The sequence below is a fragment of the Spirillospora sp. NPDC048911 genome (assembly GCF_043198015.1).
Classification (GTDB): domain Bacteria; phylum Actinomycetota; class Actinomycetes; order Streptosporangiales; family Streptosporangiaceae; genus Spirillospora.
This window is the reverse complement of record NZ_JBICUD010000007.1, coordinates 152066-171508: the sequence shown is the minus strand read 5'-3', so window position 1 is coordinate 171508 and position 19443 is coordinate 152066. Positions and strand designations below refer to the sequence as shown.

Genomic DNA, 19443 nt, shown 5'->3' with positions numbered 1-19443 from the left:
CGGCGCGCCAGGGTGGTCGTCGGCGACAGAGGGATCGTTCAGTCGAGTTTGATGCCCAGGCGGCGGGCGGTGGCGGCGGCTTCGGTGCGGTTGGCGGCGTCGAGCTTGGCCAGGATGTTGCTGACGTGGACGCTGGCCGTCTTGGCGGAGATGAAGAGCCGCTCGGCGATGTCGCGGTTGGAGTGGCCGAGGCTCAGATGGCGCAGGACCTCCAGCTCGCGGGCCGTCAGGCCGTGGGACGGCGTGCGGTTGCCCGAGCCGACCCGGCCGGCCAGGTCTTTGGCGGCGGCGCACAGCGCCGTCGCGCCGAGGTCGGTCGCCAGGGTGAGGGCTTCGTCGAGTCGGGTGGTGGCGCGGTCGCGGTCGCCGTGGGCGGCGTCGGTCTCGGCCGCGCTCAGCAGGGTCAAGGCGAGGGAGTACGGCTGGCCGAGCTTTCGCCAGCCGTCGATGACGGACTGCCAGCCGGGGTCATCGCCGCGCAGCCGGGCGGCCTCCGCGTAGAACGTGGCGTGCTGGACCTTCTGGAGGGCGCCATGGACGGCGGTGGCGTCGGCGCGTTCGACGAAGGGGGCGAGGGCGTCGGCGGAGCCGGCCGTCCTGGCAGCGACGATCAGGCCGGGCCAGGCGTAGCGCGCGTCGTCGGGGCGGCCGGTGAACCTGAGCAGCTCCATGAGGTGGGCCAGGGCCTCGTCGGGCTTGCCGTCGGCCATGAGCAGCTCGGCCTCCAGCCGCACCATCGGCAGGTATTCCTGGAGACGCTGGTCGATCTCCCAGGCCTTGGTCTGCCGGCACAGCGCGGCCCGCTGGGCGGCACGTTCGAGGTCGCCGCGCGCGAAGAGGATGTCGCCGGAGAGCCCGAGCAGGCTGGCCTTGTGAGGACGCGGCGGATCGCTCTCCAGGGCCAGCTCGATGCCGGTGAGCGCCTCGTCCCACCGGCCCAGCGAGTACAGCGACTCGGCGTAGTTGATCGCGAGGAACGAGCCCTGGGTGCGGAACCGGCCCCATTCGCGCGCCAGGTCCATGGCTCGGCCCGCCGTCTCGACCGCCTCGGCGTGCCGTCCGGTGCCCTCGAGGAAGTGGGAGCGGTTGATGGCCGCGCGGAGCCGCTGCTCCTCCAGGCCGTGCTCGACGGCGAGCCGCTCGGCCTGGTCGAGCAGCGGGAAGTCGTGCGTGTCGTAGGTGAGGGAGTCTTCGAGGCAGGCGAGCGTCAGCAGCGCGCTGGCCTTGGCGAGCGGGTCGCCGACCTCCGTCGCGACGGCCAGTGCCTCTTCGGCGGCCGTCATCGCCTCCATGTTGGCCGTCCCCATGAACACGTACTGCGCGAACCCGGCGAGGGCGCGGGCCCGGGCGACGGTCGGCGGCTCGACCGGGATCAGCGAGATCGCGGTGCGCAGGTCGCCCAGCCACTCGCGGTGGCCGGCCCGGTGCTTCATCTGGCCGCGCCGTTCGAGCAGGAACGCCCGCCGGTGCGGGTCGTCGACCTCGCGGAGGGCGGCGCTGGCGAGCTTGATGCCGCGTTCGCTGTCGCCCGCCCAGTCGGCGGCCATGACGGCGTACTCGAGGATCTTGTCGTACGGCTCGCCGATCTTCGCGGCCGCGTCCGGGACCCGTTCCCACAGCTCCAGGACGCGTTCGAGCATGCGCAGGTCTTCGGCGTAGGCGGCGGCCCGGTCGGCCTCCTTCGCCGCCCGCCAGGCGCTGATCAGCGCCCATTCGACGTTGTGCGCGGCGTGCCAGTGGTAGGCCAGCTCGGCGGCGGCCCGGCCGGGCGGGACGAGCGAGGGGTCGGCTTCGAGCGCCTCGGCGTAGCGCGTGTGCAGCCGGGTGCGCTCGCCGGGAAGCAGGTCGTCGTGCAGCGCCTCGCGGATCAGCGCGTGCCGGAACGCGTAACCGTCGCCGTCGACGGCCAGCACGTTCCCCGCGACGGCGGGCCGCAGGTCGCGCGTCATCCCGACCTCGCCGAGGCCGCTGACCGCGGCGAGCAGCCGGTGCTCGATGCGGGCGCCACTGGCGCTGGCCACCCGCAGCAGCTCCTGGGTCTCGTCCGGCAGGCGCTGGACGCCCGCCAGCAGCAGGTCGCGCAGCGACTCGGGCAGCTCGCAGGCGATCTGCCCGTCGGCCTCCATGAGCGCCTCGACGAACAGCGGGTTGCCCTCGCTGCGGGCGTAGAACGCCTCGATCTGCTCGCCCGCGGGCTCGCCGCCGCGCAGCCGCCGCATCAGCTCGCCGACCTCGCGCCGCGACAGCCGGCCGAGCTCGTGCCGGCCGACCCGGTCGACGCGGTCGAGCTCGGCCAGCATCGGCCGGAGCGGATGCGAGCGGTGCAGCTCGTCCGACCGGTACGTCACCACGATCATCAGCGCGGCGACGGCGCCCAGGTTGCGCACGAGGAAGGCCAGCAGATCGCGGGACGACCGGTCGGCCCAGTGCGCGTCCTCGATGATCAGCACCACCGGGCCGCGCTCGGCCAGCCGGTCGACCAGGGTGAGCACCAGCTCGAACAGCCGTGCCTGGAACTGCCCGCTGCCGTCGTCGCCCGGCTCGCCGAACTCCGGCAGCAGCCGCGCCAGCCCGGCCGTCCGGCCGCCGACGAGCTCGGCGACGCCGTCCGCGCCGAGCTCCCGGACGAGCCGCCGCAGGACGGCCGTGAACGGCGCGAACGGGAACCCGTCGACGCCCAGCTCCAGGCAGCCGCCGGTGAGGAGCCGGGCGCCCTGGGCGCGGGCCCGCTCGCCGAACTCCCGCATCAGCCGCGTCTTGCCGACCCCGGCCTCGCCGCCGACGAGGACGGCGCGGGCGTGCCCGGCACGGACCTCGGCGAACGCGGCGTCGAGCTCGCCGAGCTCGGCACCCCGCCCGACCAGCACCGGACTCACCACATTGACGCTCACTCCTCAAATATGCCATCCGGCGCCGGCAGCTCGGCCCGCGACAATGATCATCAAGGCTCGGCCGGGCCGACGGCGAAGATGTCGGCGGCCCACTCGTCCAGGGCGACGTACAGGCCGGGCTCCATCAGCTCGTCGCCCGCCCGGTCGTACGTGACGTCCGTCATCAGGCTCCGCAGCCGCCATGTACGCCCGCCGAGGTCTCCCCAGGGCAGCGGAACGCGGGCCTGGGCGGGCGCGGCGGTGAAGTTCACGACCACCAGGTGCCGCGACCTGCCGGTGGCCCACGTCCACGCCAGGACACCGAGGTTGGAGCGGTTGTCGGGCCATCCGGTGGTCTCCAGCAGCCGCCAGTCCCCGGTCCGCATGCCGCTGTCGCGGACGGCGGCCAGCAGTCGCGTGTGGTACGTGCGGAGATCGACGTCCGGCGGCTCGTCCGGGCGCCGCCCCAGGAAGACCGGCACCCTGACACGGCGGCCGTCCAGTTGCCCCTCGTGCCAGAGCGGGGCTCCGGGCAGCGTCGCGACCACCACGGCCGCGGCGCGCTCCTGTTCCTGGCCGAACGTGGCGGCCGCGCGGGGCTCGTCGTGGTTCTCCAGGAACCGGACGAGCCTGCGCTGGTAGTCCAGGTCCGCGCGCAGATGATCACGTACGGCGCCGGGCTCCCCGGCCGCCAGCCGGTCGTACAGCCGCTTGTCGTAACAGAAATCGAACCCCTGCCCCTGCAACTGGAACTCCAGGTCCCAGTAGGCCTCCGCCATGAACGTCATGTGCGGATGGCGGCCGCGGACCTCGGTGAGGACGGCCGGCCAGAAGTCGTCCGGCGGCGGCGTCCCGGCCCGCGTGCCCCACGTGCGCGCGAAGACGTCGTTCATCATGAGCATGGCCATGTCGCAGCGGACGCCGTCGCACTGGTCGCCGATGTCCGACAGCACCTCGGCGGTGGCCGCACGGAGCTGCGGCGCGAAGGCGTTCAGCTGGACGACGTCCGGCCAGGGCGGGAAGAACGGGTCGCGGCCACGCGCGTACACGTGCCCGCCGAGCGCGATGTAGGCCGCCGGATCCCGGTCGTGGTCCGCCTGGTCACCCCGCACGAAGTAGTCGGGATGGTCGGGCAGCCACGGATGGTCTGGCGCGACATGGTTGGGCACGTAGTCGAGGTAGAGGCCGAGCCCGCGCCGGTCCAGCTCGGCCCTGGCGACCGCGAGCCCGTCCCGCCCGCCGAGGCGCTCGTCGGCGACGTACCGGCGCACGCAGTACGGGGATCCGGCGATGTCGTCGTCGGCGAGGTCGGGAAGCGCCGTCCGGAAACTGTCGAGCAGCCCCGGGTCGGTCAGCGCGATGCTGCGCCCGGCGGGGCTTCGCTCCCACACTCCCATCAGCCAGACCACGTCCGCGCCAGGGACGGCCAGCTCGTCCCAGGCCTCCTTGGGCAGATCACGGAGATCGAGGTAGGCGCCGTCACCGCCGAGGCGTCGCTTGACGTCGTTCAGCCAGACGAGGGTGTTGACCTCGTGGACGACCGGCGGCGCGTTCATGGCGTCCGCGCGTAGAGCAGCATGAACGTCCCGACCAGAGCGGTCCAGCCCGTCTGGTGGCTCGCGCCGATGCCCGCGCCGTTGTCGCCGTGGAAGTACTCGTGGAAGAGAACGAGGTCGCGCCAGTGCGGGTCGTTCTGGAAGACGTCCTGCCCGCCGTACACCGGCCGGCGGCCGTCCGGACCGCGCAAGAAGATCGCCGAGAGGCGCCGGGAGAGCTCCTCGCCCACCTCCAGGAGCGTCATCCGCCGGCCCGAGCCGGTGGGACACTCCACGGTGAATTCATCGCCGTAGTAGGCGTGGAGGTTGAGGAGCGCGCGGATGATGAGCGCGTTCATGGGCACCCACACCGGCCCGCGCCAGTTGCTGTTGCCGCCGAACATCTCGCTGTCGGACTCGGCAGGGAGGTAGGCCACGCGGTACACCTGCCCGTCCACCGGGAACTCGTAGGGGTGCTCGGCGTGGTGCCGGGAGAGCGACCGGACGCCGTACGGGCTCAGGAACTCCCCCTCGTCGAGCACCCGCGCCAGCACCCGCCGGAGCTTGTGCTCGTCCACCAGAGACAGCAGCCGCCGCCCTCCTACTCCGGGGGTCCCGGCGGCGGACATCCGTTCGGCGAGCTGCGGATGGCGCTCGGCGAACTCACGGATCTTGTCGAGCAGGTCGCGCCGCTCACCCTCGGGACGCGGCGTGAAGACGGTCGAGGCGCACAGCGGCAGCAGCCCGACGAGCGAGCGGACGCGCAGCCGCGTGGCGTCGCCGTCCGGCAGGCGCAGCACGTCGTAGAAGAACCCGTCGTCCTCGTCCCACATCTCGTCCTTGACGTCGCCGACGCGGTCGACGGACGCGGAGATCCACAGGAAGTGCTCGGCGAACTTGACCGCCATGTCCTCGTAGACCGGGTTGCCGTCCGACAGCTCCATCGCGATCTGCGTCATCGACTGCGCGTAGAACGCCATCCACGCGGTGCCGTCGGCCTGGTCGAGCTGCCCGCCGGTGGGCAGGTCGTGGCTGCGGTCGAAGACGCCGATGTTGTCCAGGCCGAGGAACCCGCCCTGGAAGGCGTTGTTGCCGTCGGGATCCTTGCGGTTGACCCACCAGGTGAAGTTGAGCAGGAGCTTCTGGAAGACGCGCTCCAGGAAGTCCCGGTCCGCGCGGCCGGTCCGCCGCAGTTCCTCGCTGTGGATGTAGTGGGCTGCCCACGCGTGGACGGGCGGGTTGACGTCGCTGAAGTTCCACTCGTACGCGGGGATCTGGCCGTTCGGGTGCAGGTAACGGTCACCGAGCAGTAGCTCGACCTGGTGCTTGGCCAGGTCGAGGTCCACGGTGGCCAGGGCGACCGCGTGGAAGGCCAGGTCCCAGGCGGCGAACCACGGGTACTCCCACTTGTCCGGCATCACGATGATGTCGCCGGCCATCATGTCGAACCACTCGCGGTTGCGGTGGTCTGAGGGCGTCCACGGGTCGAGGTGATGCTCGGCCAGCCAGGTTTCCACGTCGTAGAGGTAGTACTGCTTGCTCCACAGCAGTCCCGACATGGCTTGCCGCATCACGAGAGCCTCATCCTGGCTGAGGCCGCCGGAGAGTTCGGCGTAGAACTCGTCGGCCTCCGCTTTGCGCTCGCCGAGCACTTGATCGACGTTGCCGCTCTGTGCGGCGTCGGTGTTGCTGAGGCGCAGGTCGATGGTCGCCTGGCCGCCCCCTGGAACGGTCAGCCGATAGTGCGCGGCTGCCTTCGTGCCTGTGCGGGCTGGATTGACGGCCTCTTCATCGCCGTGGACGACGTAGCGGTCGAACGCGTCCTTGACGTAGGGCGAGGTGTTCTGCCTGCTGGAGACCCGCTGGTGATTGGTCTCGTTCTCCGTGAAGAGCAGCTCCGGCCGGCCTCCGCAGTAAAGACGGTAGGTGCCGAGTTCGCGGTGCTCGGCCTTGATGATGCCTGGCCCGTCCTCGCGCAACGTCGGCTTGTAGGCATCGCCGTGGCCGCCCCACGACCAGGTATTGCGGAACCACAACGTCGGGAGGACGTGGAGCACCGCCTCGTCGGGCCCACGGTTGGCCACGGTCACCCGTACGACCAGGTCGTCCGGGCCGGCCTTGGCGTACTCGGTGAAGACATCGAAGTACCGGCCGTCGTCGAAGACCCCGGTGTCGAGAAGCTCGTACTCGAACGCGAGCTTGTCGCGCTCATCATTGACCCGGACGAGTTTCTCGTAGGGATACTCGGCCTGCGGGTACTTGTAGAGGTACCGCATGTAGGAATGGGTCGGCGTGCTGTCGAGGTAGAAGTAGAGCTCCTTGACGTCCTCGCCGTGGTTGCCCTCCGGGTTGGTGAGCCCGAACGGGCGTTCCTTCAGGATGGCGTCCCGTTCGTTCCACAGCGCCAGCGACAGGCACAGCCGCTGCTTGTCGTCGCTGACGCCGCCGAGCCCGTCCTCGCCCCACCGGTAGGCGCGCGAACGGGCGTGGTCGTGCGGGAAGTGGTTCCACGCGTCGCCGTTGCCGCTGTAGTCCTCGCGGACCGTGCCCCACTGGCGTTCACTCAGATACGGGCCCCACCGCCGCCATGGCGCGTCCGGGGCCGCCGATTCGCGCAGCCGTTCTCGTTCAGCGTCCATGCCCTCAGCCTCCGCCCGCCGGGCCCGAAGTGCCCGCCCCCCGTCCGCAACCGGCCGCCGGTCGTGGGTCCCCCTCGGACCGGGCGCCCTCCGGACGCTCGGTCGGCTGTCGCAGCCACCCCCATGAGCAGGTGTTTCGGCTGGCAGAGGGGGTAGAGCTCCCCTTTGGGGGAGGTGGGGGGAATGGTGCTCGAGACGGCACTTCCGCTGGAGGAGGAGTCCGACCTGGGTCCGCTGCTGGACCGGATCGGGGACGCCCGCTGCGTGCTGCTCGGCGAGGCCAGTCACGGTACCCACGAGTACTACGCCTGGCGCGCCGCGCTGACCCGGCGTCTCATCACCGAGCACGGCTTCTCGTTCGTCGCGGTCGAGGGGGACTGGCCGGACTGCTGGGAGGTCGGCCGGAGCGTGACGGCGGGCGCGCGGGACCCGGGCGACGTGCTCGACGGTTACCGGCGATGGCCCACCTGGATGTGGGCCAACCAGGAGACGGTGAACTTCTGCCGCTGGCTGCGCGAGCACAATGCCGGACGTTCGGACGGGGCTGGCTTCTATGGCCTGGACGTCTACAGCCTGTGGGAATCCCTGCGCGCCGTCGTCGGCTACCTGTCTGTCCACAGGCCCGACCACGTGAATACGGCCCTGGCCGCTTACCGCTGCTTCGAGCCCTACGACGAGGACCCGCAGGCGTACGCCTTCGCCCCTGCCGACTGCACCGACGAAGTGCTGGACATCCTGACCCGCCTGCGCCGAACGACATCGGCCACTCACCATGACCTGGACGCCCTGCAGAACGCGGAGGTCGCGGCCGGAGCCGAGCGCTACTACCGCGCCATGCTCGGCGGCGGCCCGCAGTCGTGGAACATCCGCGACGTCCACATGGCCGACACCCTGGACCGCCTGCTGGACTTCCACGGCGATCGTTCCCGGGCGGTCGTGTGGGCGCACAACACCCATGTGGGCGACGCCCGCGCCACCACGATGGCGGACGCCGGGATGGTCAACCTCGGCCAGCTCGTCCGGGACCGGCACGGCCGCGACCGGACGGTCATCGTCGGCTTCGCCGGCGGCTCGGGAGAGGTGGTCGCCGCCTCCCGCTGGGGCGCCACGATGGAGGTCATGCCCGTCCCAGGACCCCGCCAAGGTTCCCTGGAGGCGCTGCTCCACCGGGACGCGCCCGAGCATTCCCTGTACATCTTCAGCGACAGCCCCGGCGACTCCTGGCTGACGTCCACCCTCGGGCACCGGGCGATCGGAGTGGTGTACGACCCCAGGCGCGACTACCGCAACTACGTCCCTACCAGGCTCGGCGACCGCTACGACGCCCTCTGCTGGTTCCGCCGTACATCAGCGCTTGAGCCGCTCCACATGGAGGCCGCTCGCAACGGCGAGCTGGAAACGCTCCCTTCCGGGGTCTAGGACTCCAGCTTGAAGACCGGATGCTGGGCGGCCTCGGCGGCGAAGTCCTCCAGCGAGGCGTCCTTGTCCACGTCGAAGTAGGGGCCGACGGTCCGTGGATGTTCGGCCAGATACCGCTTGAGGATCGGCGCCGCCTCCGCGGGCTCCAGTTCGGTGACGGCGAGCGACTCGCTCTTGCTGCCCTTGCTCAACGTCACGCGCCCGGCCGCCCGGGCGTTCCGCGCCCAGCCATTCGGCCCGTACGGGGCGATCAGCCAGCGGCCCTCGGCGTCCTCAAGCGGAGCGACCGGAGTCGTGCGGGCGATCCCCGTCTTGCGCCCCGGAACGGTGAGCAGGTATATCCCGGGCGGCCCGACACCCTTGCTCAGCATGAACGTCATGACGCGGTCGCGAAGACGCCCGGAGAATGTCGACCGGTAAGTGCGAGCCATGATCCGACCTCACCTTCATCGCTTTCCCCCATCGTCCGCCCCGACCGCACCCCCACACAAGATCGGCCCCAATTCCCTCACCTGACTTCTGGGGAGCAATTGAGTGCGGGGTGTTTGGCCTGGTCGGGGGGCAGGACGGTGGTGTGGAGTTCGTGCGGGCCACCGACTGGCGGCGGGCGCTGGAGGTCAAGGCCGGGGGAGCCGGGGTGCTGCCGGTGGCCGGGGGCACCGACGTCATGGTGGAGGAATTGGGCGGGCTACTGCCTGGGCTGGCGCAGGCGGCGCGGACGGTGGGGTCCCGGCAGATTCGCAACCGGGGCACTCTCGGGGGCAATTTGGGTACCGCCGCCAATAAGGGCGTCTGCCATCCGTTGCTGTTGGCTTGTGACGCGCGTATCGAAGTGGCCTCGGTCAGCGGTGTGCGGATGATTGCGGCTGAGCATTTTCTATCGGCCTGGCGAGCGCACTGTGTTGCGAGCCGATGAGCTGATCCGCGCCGTGCATCTTCCGGTTGCGGCAGGGCCGCAGTACTTCGCCAAGGTCGGGACCCGCAACGCGATGGTGTCGGTGGTCTGCTCGTTCGCTCTGGTTCTGGACCCGACTACTTCGCCCGGCTGGTCGGCCAGGCCGCCGATCCTGAGGACGATATCCGGGCCAGTGCCGCTTACCGCCGCCATGCATTGGGTGTCATTGCATGCCGCACCTTGCGGTGGGCCTGGAACGACCATTGTTAGTGCTGCAAGGCGGTCGCCACGTCGCGGCCGATGCGTTCGACTGCTTCCAGGTCGAGGCCGTAGTGAACGTAGCGGCCGTTGCGCTCTACGCGGACGAGCCCTAGTTCACGCAGTACGCGGAGGTGGCGTGACACCTGGGGACGGGTCATCGACAGGCGTTCGGCCAGGTCGGCAGTGGTCATCGCCTGCCGGGCTATGAGGCGGCACAGGCGTGCGCGGCTGGGATCGGTGAGTGCCAGAAGGCGGCTGCGTGCCAGAGTGACGCTCACACCCGGGGCTTCCACGGGGAAATGGACGACGGGCGGCAGGCGTGGTTCGTTCTTGGCCAGCAGGTGCGGGGCGCCATATCGCGTTGGGATGAGCAGTACCGGTGTACGGGCCGGACTGATGACCGCGTGGTGCACCTTGTCGAAGATGACCCTCGTAGGGCCTTTCGATGTGGTGGCCAGTTGCGCGCTGGACGGGCTGAGGGAGACGAGGGCGGCCGCGGGACCTTCGTTTGCCAGGCGCCGCCGTAGGAGGTGGGCGGCGCGAGTGAGGGTGGGCTCGACGTCAGACCAGAGGTCGTTGAAGAAGACCTCTTTGCAGAGGTTCAGGAAGGTGTCGGTGTCCGCGCGTAGCTTCTCAGCGTCGTTCAACAAGTCTTCGGCCAGGCGCAGGTGTGGTGCGGGGAGCCTGGAGGCGGCTTGGCGAAGTGCAGTGGCTTGTGCCGGGTCGTGCAGGAGACGGCTGAAGTCGAAGCCGCGATAGCCGCTGACGCAGGTGTACGCGGTCAACTCCGCGAACTGGTCGAGCGAGAATGCGTTCAGGGCGGTCGGGGGGTAGAAGGCGCGCCAGCGCAGCGCGGTCCACAACGGCGCGAATCGCCGGAGTCCCGAACGGAACGGCGGCGGGGCGGTACGGATCGTTTCGGCGGCCCAGCCCGCGTGCTCCGGGTGGTGGGCGTGCTCGGTCAGCACATGCAGGCTCGCGGCCAGCTCCGCGAGGGGCGACACGGCGACCTTGAACCGGTCGGCGTCCACTCCTTCCACAACGATCACTACGGACATGGCAGGGCTTGCCTCTGCGCGGCGAACTCCGCCCGAGTGTCGCCCAAGAAGGCCGGTCGCGTGAGCAGATCGGTGACCACGCGGGCGAGGGCGGTGGCGGCGGCCTGGGTGCGTTCGTGGGCGAACGGCGTCGCCGCCGCCTCGTTCATCGCGGCGGAGTGGCCGGGCGTGCCGGTTTCGGCGATCTGGACGTACGGGTGGATGACCGGCAGCAGGACGGACAGGTTGCCGATGTCGGAGGAGCCGGCCGGACTGTCGGGCTCACCGGGCTCGATGTCCACGTTCAGCTCGCGCATGGTCTCCGCGAACCGTTCGGCGAGCACGATGTTGTCGCGGCGTTCGGCGTACATCGGACCGGTCTCGCCGAGCGTCGCCTTCGTGCCGGTGGCCAGCGCCGCGCCCTCGGCGGCGGCACGGACCCGCTGCACGAGCTCCCGGACGGAGGCCGCCGTACGGTCCCGGACGTAGAGGTCCACGGTTGCGTGGGCGGGCACGACGTTCGGTGCCTGTCCGCCGTCCGAGATGACACCGTGCAGCCGGACGGTGGGCGGAACGAACTGGCGCATCGCGTCCAGCGCCTGCATGAACAGTTGAGCCCCGGCCAACGCGCTACGTCCCAGCCAAGGAGACACTGAGGCGTGCGCGCTCACACCAGCGAAGGCCACACGAAGATGTGCGGCTGCCAGGCCGGGACGGAACGTCAGCGAGCGATCCCCTGGATGAAACATCACCGCCGCGTCGACGCCTTCGAAAACCCCAGCGTCGGCGAGCCGTACCTTGCCCGCGCCACCCATCTCCTCGCCGGGCGTACCGATGACTGCCACCGTGCCCGGATGCTCTGGCAGCGCCCGCACAACCGCGATCGCCGCCGCTGCTGCCCCGGCGGCGATGAGATTGTGGCCGCAGCCGTGCCCCACCTCGGGCAACGCGTCGTACTCGGCGAGAACGGCCACATACGGGCCGGGCAAGGCCCCCTGATGCTCGGCCACGAATGCGGTCGCCACGCCACCTGCGGCGAGCCGCACCGCAAAGCCCGATTCGGCCAGCCAGCCGGCGAGTTGCTTCTGGGCATGGAACTCGGCGAACTTCAGCTCTGGTCGCGCGTGAATGGCCAGGCTTACCGCGTCCATGCGAGACCGTAGGGCGGCAAGCTCGGCCGAAAGGGTTTCCAGCGGGGGCGCTGCGGCGGACATGAGGACTCCCGTCGTACGCGACACCGTAAGTTGGACGTCTTGTCGCGTACGCCGAGATTACGAAGGCACTGGCGCGTACACCCTCAAGTTGCCGTGGGCCAGGTAACCGTCCGACCCGTCCGGCCGCTCCTGTCCGAGCAGCGCGGCGATCACCGAGACGATGAAGCCGATCATGTTCTCTCCTTCCGTCCGGAACAGCGCGGACGGGCATGTTCCGATGGCCACCTGCCCTGGCCGGAAAGGGACAAACCGCCTGGCCTGCCTATACCCCGGACGGTTATCCGGTCCGGGTGTCGCTCCAGCGATGCCCGTGCGCGTGGATGGTGTGCACCTGGAAGCCGTGCCCGATGGCGATCCGCTCCACCCGTTCGCCGAGCCGGGCCTCGTAGGCCGGGGTGTCCGGCCAGCGCTTAATGCCAGTAGCCGGCGCTCCCGCCGTCCCAGCTTCCGTCCCGTCGCCGGTACGGCGCGTGCGTGCGCCAGGTGTACGTGCGCTGTTGCCATGGCGCGACCGTGCCGGCGCCCAGCAGCACCGACCGCCGCGGGACCGGAGAGCCGACGACCTCACGTTCCATCTGTGCCCCCTGTCGTCAGCCGGTCCCGCCGTCCGGCGCCGCGGCCGTACGCGAGGGCCCCAGGTTCGGCGTCTCAGCTCAAGACGCTCTCGACGGGCGCTTGACGAGGCGCCGGCGCGGCGGTCCAGAACTTGCGGTCGAAGACGAGCAGGGCGGTGGCCACCAGGACCCAGCCCAGAACGAAGAGCCAGGCCTCGCGTGTGTTGAAGGTCCCGTCGGGCCACAGGTCGTCGGTGTTGACGCTGCCCTCGGTCGCGTGGGCGAGCACCGTGATGAGCACGCTGCCGCCGGTGCGGTTGAACAGCCATCCGAACCAGAAGGTCACCGAGACGGTGGCGAGGATCTCGATCGGTGCCAGTTCGAACTCGGGGATGAAGAACAGCGGCAGGTGCCAGAGCGCGACCATCAGGGCGAGGATCGACGTGGCGTGCAGGGGTGAACGGCGGGTCTGGAGGCCGGGCTGTGCGAAGCCGCGGAAACCGGGCTCCTCGCCCAGCGGCCCGTTCAGCGGGTTGATCATGGCGATCCCGATCACCAGGAAGATCGAGTACCAGGCGCTGTACTGGTCCAGCGAGGGCGCCGCCGCGCCCAGGCCGACGTTGGAGCCGATGGCGAACAGGTGCACGGTCAGCGGCACGGCGACGGCCATCGCGTACCACTTCCAGCCCAGCCGCCAGTGGATCAGGCGTGCGCCCAGCCTGCGCAGGCCGGCCTTGCCGTCGGTGAGCGGGATGACGATCAGGGCCGCGACGAGCGGCCCGAACGGCAGGAAGGTGCCGAACGGCAGCATGCACCACGAGACCGCGAAGGCCAGCACGAAGAACGTGACGAGCGGATGACGTTTGACGAGGGATGACATGACGGTGTCCCTTCTTCGGACGGGAAATCGATCAGGAGATGTCGCGATGGGCGACCAGGCACGCCGCGAGTGCGCCGAGCCCGGCGGTCACGCCGGCCAGGGCGGGCACCGCGGCCGCGTCGCCGATCGCGCGACCGGCGAGCTGCTCGCCGGCGAACGCGCCGGCGATGACGAGGACGGCGGCGGGCCGGTCGCGGCAGATCGCGCCGGCGCACACACCGATCAGGGCGAACAGCACGACCGTGAGCAGCGCCGCGCCGATGAGCGACGGCGACAGGCCGAGCGAGAGTCCCTCGGCGGCGAGCGGCCAGGCGATGCCGATGCCGGCGCCGAGTGAGGCGGTTCCGACCAAGAGGGCGAACGTCCCGTAGGTGATCAGGGCGGCGGCGAGGACACCCGCCCGGCGCGGCCCGGCCAGGAACCGCAGCGTGATCGTGCCGTGCCGGAACTCCCCGCCGACCCGGGCGGCGGCGAACAGCGAGAGTCCGAGGGCGACGATCACGCCGCCGCCCGCGACCAGTCCGGCACCTGTCATGACGGCGCCGAGCGCGATCAGCGACGCGGCCACTCCGTACGTGCCGCGCAGCGTGTGCAGGCCGAGCGCGTACGAGCGGATCAGCGCGGTCATGTCCGGGTCTCCTCGCCGGTGAGCCGCAGCAGGGTCTCCGCCAGGCCGGGTGATTCGGCGGAGATCTCGTAGAGGGGAAAGCCGCGGTCGAAGGCGAGCTGCCCGACGGTCTCCTGGGCCGCGCCGGCGACCGTCAGCGTCCCGGTGCCGTCCTGGACGGCGAGCAGCCCGTCCGCCCGCAGCGCCGCGGCGAGTTCCACCGGACGCGGCGAGCGCACCCGGATCCGCCGGCCCGGGCCGATGACCCGGTCGAGCGGCGCCTGGGCGACCAGCCGGCCGTCGTCGATGACGATGACCTCGTCCACCAGCTGGGCGACCTCGGACGGCACATGGCTGGTCAGCAGAACGGTGCGGCCCTCCGCGGCCAGCGCGCGCAGGAGGTCGCGCAGCCGGCGGACGCCCTCGGGGTCAAGGCCGTCGGCCGGTTCGTCGAGCACGAGGATCCGCGGATCGCCGATCAGCGCGGCGGCCAGTCCCAGCCGCCGGCGCATAGCCGACGAGTAACCGCCCGCCCGGCGGCCGGCCGCGGCGCGCAGCTCCACCAGGTCCAGCAGCTCGTCGGCGCGCGACGACGGCATCCGCGCCTCGGCCGCCACCATGCGCAGGTGGTCACGTGCCGTCCGGCCGGGATGCGCGGCCGGTTCCAGCATCGCGCCGACTTCGCGCAATGGGTGGCGCAGCCGGCGGTACGGCATGCCCGCGATCATGGCGTGGCCCGATGTGGGCTTCACCAGACCCAGGACGGAGCGCAGCGTGGTGGTCTTGCCCGAGCCGTCCGAACCGAGGAGACCGGCGACGACACCTTCCCGGACCGCGAAACTGAGCCGGTCGACGGCCCGCACGTGGCCGTAGTGCTTGGTGAGCTCGCGTACCTCGATGACCGCCGCGGGGGCGGGCTGGTCCTGGATGATCCGGGTCTTCATCGGCGCTCCTGGACGGCCGGCTGCGCACTTCGACTGGCTGGACACGTCGAAGGTGTCACCGGCCGCGCGCCGTGAGAGGCCGGAAAACCCGTCGGCAGGGGTTCGGGTTTCTGGCCTATCTCAGGAGCGGAGGAACATCAGCACCGCCAGGACGCGGCGTGACTCGCTCCCAGTCGAGGGGAGCCCAAGCTTGCCGAAGATGCTGGAGACGTACTTCTCCACTGCGCGCTGCGTGATGACCAGGCTTTCGGCAATCCCCTGATTGGAGCCGCCAGTAGCCATCAACTGCAGAACCTCGCGTTCCCGTGGGGTCAGCGTGGTGAACGGGGTGTTGTCGCGATGGCGGTTGAGGAGCGTCGACACGATGGTCGGGTCGACCGCCGAGCCGCCGGACGCCACCCGCCGTATGGCCGCGACGAACTCCGGCACGTCGCTGATGCGGTCCTTGAGGAGGTAGCCCACTCCTTCGGCCGAGTCCGCGAGCAGCTTCATCGCCAAGCCGACCTCGACGTACTGCGAGAGCACGAGCACCCCGACGGCCGGATACTGCTCCCTGATGCGCAGCGCGGCCCGCATGCCCTCGTCGCTGTATGTCGGCGGCAGCCTGATGTCGAGGATCGTGATGTCGGGCGCCCGGCCCCGGAGGCGCACCATCAGGTCGTCGGCGTTGTCGCAGGCGGCGATCACCTCGAAGCCCGCGTCGGTGAGGATCCGGGTGATGCCCTCGCGCAGCAGCACGCTGTCCTCGGCGATCGCTACCCGCATGGGATCTCCGCCTTGACGCGGGTGCCGCCGCCGGCGGGCGACCAGACCCGCAGCCGGCCGCCGAGCGCCTCCACCCGGTCGGCGAGGCCGCGAAGCCCCGAGCCGCGCTCGGTGTCGGCGCCGCCCACCCCGTCGTCGACGATCTCGACGACCACCTGCCCCGCCGTCCGGGTGACCGCCACGGTGACCGACCTGGCGTACGCGTGCTTGCCGACGTTGGCCAGGCCCTCGCACACGACGAAGTAGGCCGCCGCCTCGATCGGCTCGGGCAACCGGTCGTCCAGGCGCGTCACGAGTCGCACGGGCACCGCCGACCGTGCGGTCAGCGATTCGAGCGCGACCACCAGCCCGTGCCCGCTCAGCACCGCCGGATAGATCCCGCGGGCCAGGTCGCGCAGTTCCCCGAGCGACACCGCGATCTCCTGCTTGGCCCGGTCGACCCGACGGCGCGCGTCGGAGTCCGCGGCGAGGCTCTCGCCGAGCAGCGACAGCTCCAGCGACAGCGCCACCAGCCGCTGCTGCGCGCCGTCGTGCAGGTCCCGTTCCAGCCGTTGCCGCTCCTTCAGCCCGGCTTCCAGCACCCGCATCCGCGAGCCCCGCAGCTCCTGGAGGCGGGCCTTGAGCTCGGCCTGGAGCCTGCCGTTCTCCAGGGCGAGTGCCGCCGCCGCCGCGACGGCGTCGAGCAGCTCGCGCTCGTCCTCCAGCGCGGGGTCGAACAGCAGGGCCGCCACGGGCTCGGCGCCACGACGGATGATCATCTTTCCGCGTCCCGTCGCCGGGAGCGTGACCGCGGCGCCCTCCTCGTCCGACCAGGTGTCGAACTGGGGCAGCCAGTAGACCAGCGTCAGCGAAGGATCCCGGAGGGCCTGGGCGAGCATCGCGCGCAGATCCGGCGCCGGGTCCGCCTGAAGCCGGACGATCAGATCGCCGACGCCCACCCGCACCAGCCGGGCGTCCAGGAGCGCGACCAGGAACGCGATCGGCGCGAGGCCCAGGGCACCGAACGCGGCCAGCCGGATCGGCTCGAACCACGGCAGTTGCAGAGCACCCGCCACGTAGAGCGCCGCGAGCATCACCAGTGCCAGAGCGAAGGAATCGATGAGCAACATCGTCGTCCGGCGCGGCCGTCCCGACCGCCTGCGGCCGAGGGCGAGCACCAGGACGCCGGCCAGCATGATCGTGCTCAGCCCGAACAGCTGGACGTTCTCCAGGACGGCCGCGGCGCGGGGAAGGTCCGCGATCACCAGCGGATTCTCCGGATCGACTCCGAGCAGGGTCTTGGCCACCTGGAGCCCGATCGCCGTGCCGTATCCGGTCAGCACCAGCGCCCGTTCGATGCCCCGTTCCAGCCGCCCGGTGGGGAAGGCGAGGAAGACGTGCAGGAAGAGGACGGCCGGCAGCATGTCGAACTGGTGCCCGATCAGATGCGGCACCGGATCGTTCGCCCACTGGAGCAGGCCCAGCCACATCGCCAGGCCCGCCGCGATCATCAGCGGTCCCAGCCGGCTGACCGGCCGCCGCCACCAGGCGACGGCGCCCGCCCCGATATACGGGATCATGATCCAGATGGCGAGCAGGGCCTGCGTGCCCGGCCGTTCCACGTGATCGCTCGACCGCGCCAGGACGACCGTGGACGCCCCGGCCGCCACCCCCGCCGCCCCGACCAGCCATAGCGCGCGCCGGCTGGGCGGGCGAGGCCCGCCCTCGACAGCATGACCGGAGGACACCATGCGCGCCCCTCCCCACGGCCTGGGCCATCAGGCTGGAAGGCGTGGCCGCTCTACCGCTGAACCGCTGATGAGAAACTCGCACGAGACGGCCCCTAAGGAAAGGGATCGGTCCTGGTGTGGCCTTTTGTGGCGCGACTACGGCTGCCGGGTGGTGCTTCCCTGGGAGGGCGGCGGCCGGTGGCCCAGGCGGCGCGAGAGGACGGCCGCCCCCTCGCGCACGAGGTCGCCCCACTCCCGCTGCCGCTGGTTGCTCCAGCGCAGGGACGGCACCGAGATGCTCATCGCGGCGACCATGTTGCCCGTGTGGTCGTAGACCGGGGCCGCCACGCAGTGGACCGCCTCATTGGACTCGCAGTCGTCGTAGGCGAGACCGCGCTCGCGGATCTCGGCCAGGTGAAGCCGCAACCGGGTGGGTGAGGTGATGCTGCGCGGCGTCATGCCCGCCAGGGCACGGTCGCGCGGATAGCGGGCGTCGAGCGCCTCGTCGCTGAGCCCCGACAGCAGTACCTTGCCCAGGCCGGTGCAGTGCGCGGGCAGGCGATGCCCCAGCGCCGACACGAGCCGGACGGGATGGGTGCTGTCGGCCTTGGCGATGTAGACGACGTCGGTGCCGTCGAGGATCGCGACCTGGACCGTCTCGTCGCAGCGCGCGGCCACCATCTCCGCCTCCCGCCGGGCCTCGTGGGCCAGGTCGAGCTGCTCGGCGACGACGCTGCCGAGCTGGAAGAGCCGCAGCCCCAGCACGTAGCGCGTGGGCTGGCCCGGGACCGGGACGAGATACGAACGGTCGGTCAGGGTGCGGAGCAGCTCGTGCACCGTGGTGCGGGGCAGGTCGAGCCGCTGGACGATGTCGGCCGCCGAGAGAGGCGCGCTCTCGAGGAAGAGCTCCAGGATGTCGAGGGCGCGGGAGACGGCGGGTACGGCACGGCCCACGTCGTTCCCCTCGTCGGACGGCATGCGGGATATCGAACCAAGCCTAGGGAGCCGTCCCGGGCCCGTCAAAGGCAGAAAGCGGCCAAAATGGTCATGAAAGAGGCCGTTGACGGTGTCTCGGAGCGGGCTTACGTTTCAGGTCCTGCCGCATATCTCGAACCGCGTTCGAGATATCGAACAAGGAACCTGTATGCAGTCGACCAGGGACTTTCTCGCCTCATTGGGGCTGCCCGGACGCGATCTCGGCGATCTGCCGTCCTCGGCCAAACGGTTCCCCGACGGTGCCCAGTACCGGGTGGAGATCCCCTCGGTCGAGGGGCCCGAGCCGTTCCACGCCGTCCTCGACGCGGCCAAGGAGCACGAGATCCGTGTTCACCGCGTCAGCCAGGGCAGCGGAATGATGTTGCTGACCGACGCCGAGATCGAGGAGATGGTCGAGCTCGGCCGCGAGCACCGGATCGAGGTCTGCCTGTTCGTCGGCCCCCGCGCGTCCTGGGACGTCGGCGTCCAGATCACCGCGCCGTCCGGCCGGGTGGCCGCGGGGACGCTGCGCGGCGCCGACCAGCTGGTCTACGGCATCGAGGACATCGTCCGGGGGTGCCGGCTCGGGGTCCGCAGCGTGCTCGTCGCCGATGTCGGGCAGCTCTGGGTGCTCCGCCGGATGCGGGACGCCGGGGACCTGCCGCCGGACCTGGAGTTCAAGGCCTCGGTGTCGTTCCCGTCGTCGAATCCCGCGACCGCGCGGCTGCTCGCCGAGCTGGGCGTCACCACCATCAACGTCCCGACCGACCTCACGCTCGCGCAGATCGCCGCGATCCGCCGGGCGGTCGACGTGCCGCTGGATGTCTACGTGGAGGGCGCGGACGACTTCGGGGGCGTCGTCCGCTACTACGAGGTGCCGGACCTGGTCCGGGTCGCCGCGCCCGTCCACCTGAAGTTCACCGTCCGCAACGCGCCCGGAATCTACCCCTCCGGACATCACCTCGGCCCGATCGCCGTCTCCACCGCGCGCGAGCGCGTGCGGCGCGCGGCGATCGGACTGTCAATGCTGGGCCGCTACTACCAGGAAGCCATAGCGAGCCCCTAGCACCACCCGCCATAGCCCGTTCCAGCCGCCGAACGCCCGCGAGATCCGACCGCACCACGCTCGCGGGGTCACG

Annotated in this window: 16 protein-coding genes; 3 read left to right on the top strand and 13 right to left on the bottom strand. The window is 70.9% G+C overall.

The annotated features are described in order from the left end of the window. Nucleotides 1-38 precede the first annotated feature (38 nt). The 3 genes from ACGFNU_RS30380 to ACGFNU_RS30370 are packed head-to-tail and all read right to left on the bottom strand — an operon-like array spanning nucleotide 39 to nucleotide 7044. Complete coding sequence (locus ACGFNU_RS30380) at nucleotides 39-2891, bottom strand: helix-turn-helix transcriptional regulator (RefSeq protein WP_392599110.1); 2853 nt, start codon at nucleotides 2889-2891, stop codon at nucleotides 39-41. A 50-nt stretch (nucleotides 2892-2941) separates the two neighbouring features. Beyond that, a complete protein-coding gene (locus ACGFNU_RS30375; RefSeq protein WP_392599109.1) occupies nucleotides 2942-4426 on the bottom strand; it encodes a hypothetical protein in 1485 nt (494 codons plus the stop codon). After that, complete coding sequence (locus ACGFNU_RS30370) at nucleotides 4423-7044, bottom strand: hypothetical protein (protein ID WP_392599107.1); 2622 nt, start codon at nucleotides 7042-7044, stop codon at nucleotides 4423-4425. Before ACGFNU_RS30370 ends, ACGFNU_RS30375 begins: the two co-directional genes overlap by 4 nt. 183 nt (nucleotides 7045-7227) lie before the next feature. Between ACGFNU_RS30370 and ACGFNU_RS30365 the strand changes: the two genes are divergently transcribed. Then, the gene (locus ACGFNU_RS30365; RefSeq protein WP_392599105.1) at nucleotides 7228-8463 is read left to right on the top strand and encodes an erythromycin esterase family protein; all 1236 of its coding nucleotides are present in this window, start codon (nucleotides 7228-7230) and stop codon (nucleotides 8461-8463) included. On the opposite strand, the gene ACGFNU_RS30360 is transcribed toward ACGFNU_RS30365, so the two are convergent. Further along, nucleotides 8460-8894: a nitroreductase family deazaflavin-dependent oxidoreductase gene (locus ACGFNU_RS30360; protein ID WP_392599103.1), complete on the bottom strand. Its 435-nt coding sequence runs from the start codon at nucleotides 8892-8894 to the stop codon at nucleotides 8460-8462. The two genes, ACGFNU_RS30365 and ACGFNU_RS30360, sit on opposite strands and share 4 nt — an antisense overlap. Nucleotides 8895-9037: 143 nt before the next feature. Between ACGFNU_RS30360 and ACGFNU_RS30355 the strand changes: the two genes are divergently transcribed. Beyond that, entirely contained in the window at nucleotides 9038-9379 is a 342-nt protein-coding gene (locus tag ACGFNU_RS30355) for an FAD binding domain-containing protein (protein WP_392599101.1), read from the top strand. Between the two features lie 245 nt (nucleotides 9380-9624). On the opposite strand, the gene ACGFNU_RS30350 is transcribed toward ACGFNU_RS30355, so the two are convergent. From ACGFNU_RS30350 to ACGFNU_RS30310, 9 genes are all read right to left on the bottom strand, one after another. Continuing rightward, nucleotides 9625-10668, bottom strand: a complete 1044-nt coding sequence (locus tag ACGFNU_RS30350; protein ID WP_392599099.1) for a DUF5937 family protein — start codon at nucleotides 10666-10668, stop codon at nucleotides 9625-9627. Further along, entirely contained in the window at nucleotides 10668-11807 is a 1140-nt protein-coding gene (locus tag ACGFNU_RS30345; protein WP_392599097.1) for a M20 family metallopeptidase, read from the bottom strand. Before ACGFNU_RS30345 ends, ACGFNU_RS30350 begins: the two co-directional genes overlap by 1 nt. A 473-nt stretch (nucleotides 11808-12280) precedes the next feature. Continuing rightward, entirely contained in the window at nucleotides 12281-12445 is a 165-nt protein-coding gene (locus tag ACGFNU_RS30340) for a hypothetical protein (protein ID WP_392599095.1), read from the bottom strand. Nucleotides 12446-12518: 73 nt separating this feature from the next. After that, on the bottom strand, nucleotides 12519-13304 hold the full coding sequence (locus tag ACGFNU_RS30335) for a CPBP family intramembrane glutamic endopeptidase (RefSeq protein WP_392599093.1): 786 nt from the start codon (nucleotides 13302-13304) through the stop codon (nucleotides 12519-12521). A 31-nt stretch (nucleotides 13305-13335) separates the two neighbouring features. Then, nucleotides 13336-13932 carry a hypothetical protein gene (locus ACGFNU_RS30330; RefSeq protein ID WP_392599091.1) on the bottom strand — a complete coding sequence of 199 codons (597 nt, stop codon included), beginning with the start codon at nucleotides 13930-13932 and terminating at the stop codon, nucleotides 13336-13338. Beyond that, nucleotides 13929-14855: an ABC transporter ATP-binding protein gene (locus ACGFNU_RS30325; protein ID WP_392599089.1), complete on the bottom strand. Its 927-nt coding sequence runs from the start codon at nucleotides 14853-14855 to the stop codon at nucleotides 13929-13931. The genes ACGFNU_RS30330 and ACGFNU_RS30325 overlap by 4 nt, the downstream gene beginning before the upstream one ends. Before the next feature lie 120 nt (nucleotides 14856-14975). Beyond that, nucleotides 14976-15620 carry a response regulator gene (locus ACGFNU_RS30320; RefSeq protein ID WP_392599087.1) on the bottom strand — a complete coding sequence of 215 codons (645 nt, stop codon included), beginning with the start codon at nucleotides 15618-15620 and terminating at the stop codon, nucleotides 14976-14978. Continuing rightward, nucleotides 15611-17350, bottom strand: a complete 1740-nt coding sequence (locus tag ACGFNU_RS30315; protein WP_392599085.1) for a sensor histidine kinase — start codon at nucleotides 17348-17350, stop codon at nucleotides 15611-15613. Before ACGFNU_RS30315 ends, ACGFNU_RS30320 begins: the two co-directional genes overlap by 10 nt. A 135-nt stretch (nucleotides 17351-17485) precedes the next feature. After that, on the bottom strand, nucleotides 17486-18307 hold the full coding sequence (locus tag ACGFNU_RS30310) for an IclR family transcriptional regulator (protein ID WP_392599083.1): 822 nt from the start codon (nucleotides 18305-18307) through the stop codon (nucleotides 17486-17488). Nucleotides 18308-18473: 166 nt separating this feature from the next. Between ACGFNU_RS30310 and ACGFNU_RS30305 the strand changes: the two genes are divergently transcribed. Next, a complete protein-coding gene (locus ACGFNU_RS30305; protein ID WP_392599081.1) occupies nucleotides 18474-19370 on the top strand; it encodes a U32 family peptidase in 897 nt (298 codons plus the stop codon). Nucleotides 19371-19443: the final 73 nt, after the last annotated feature.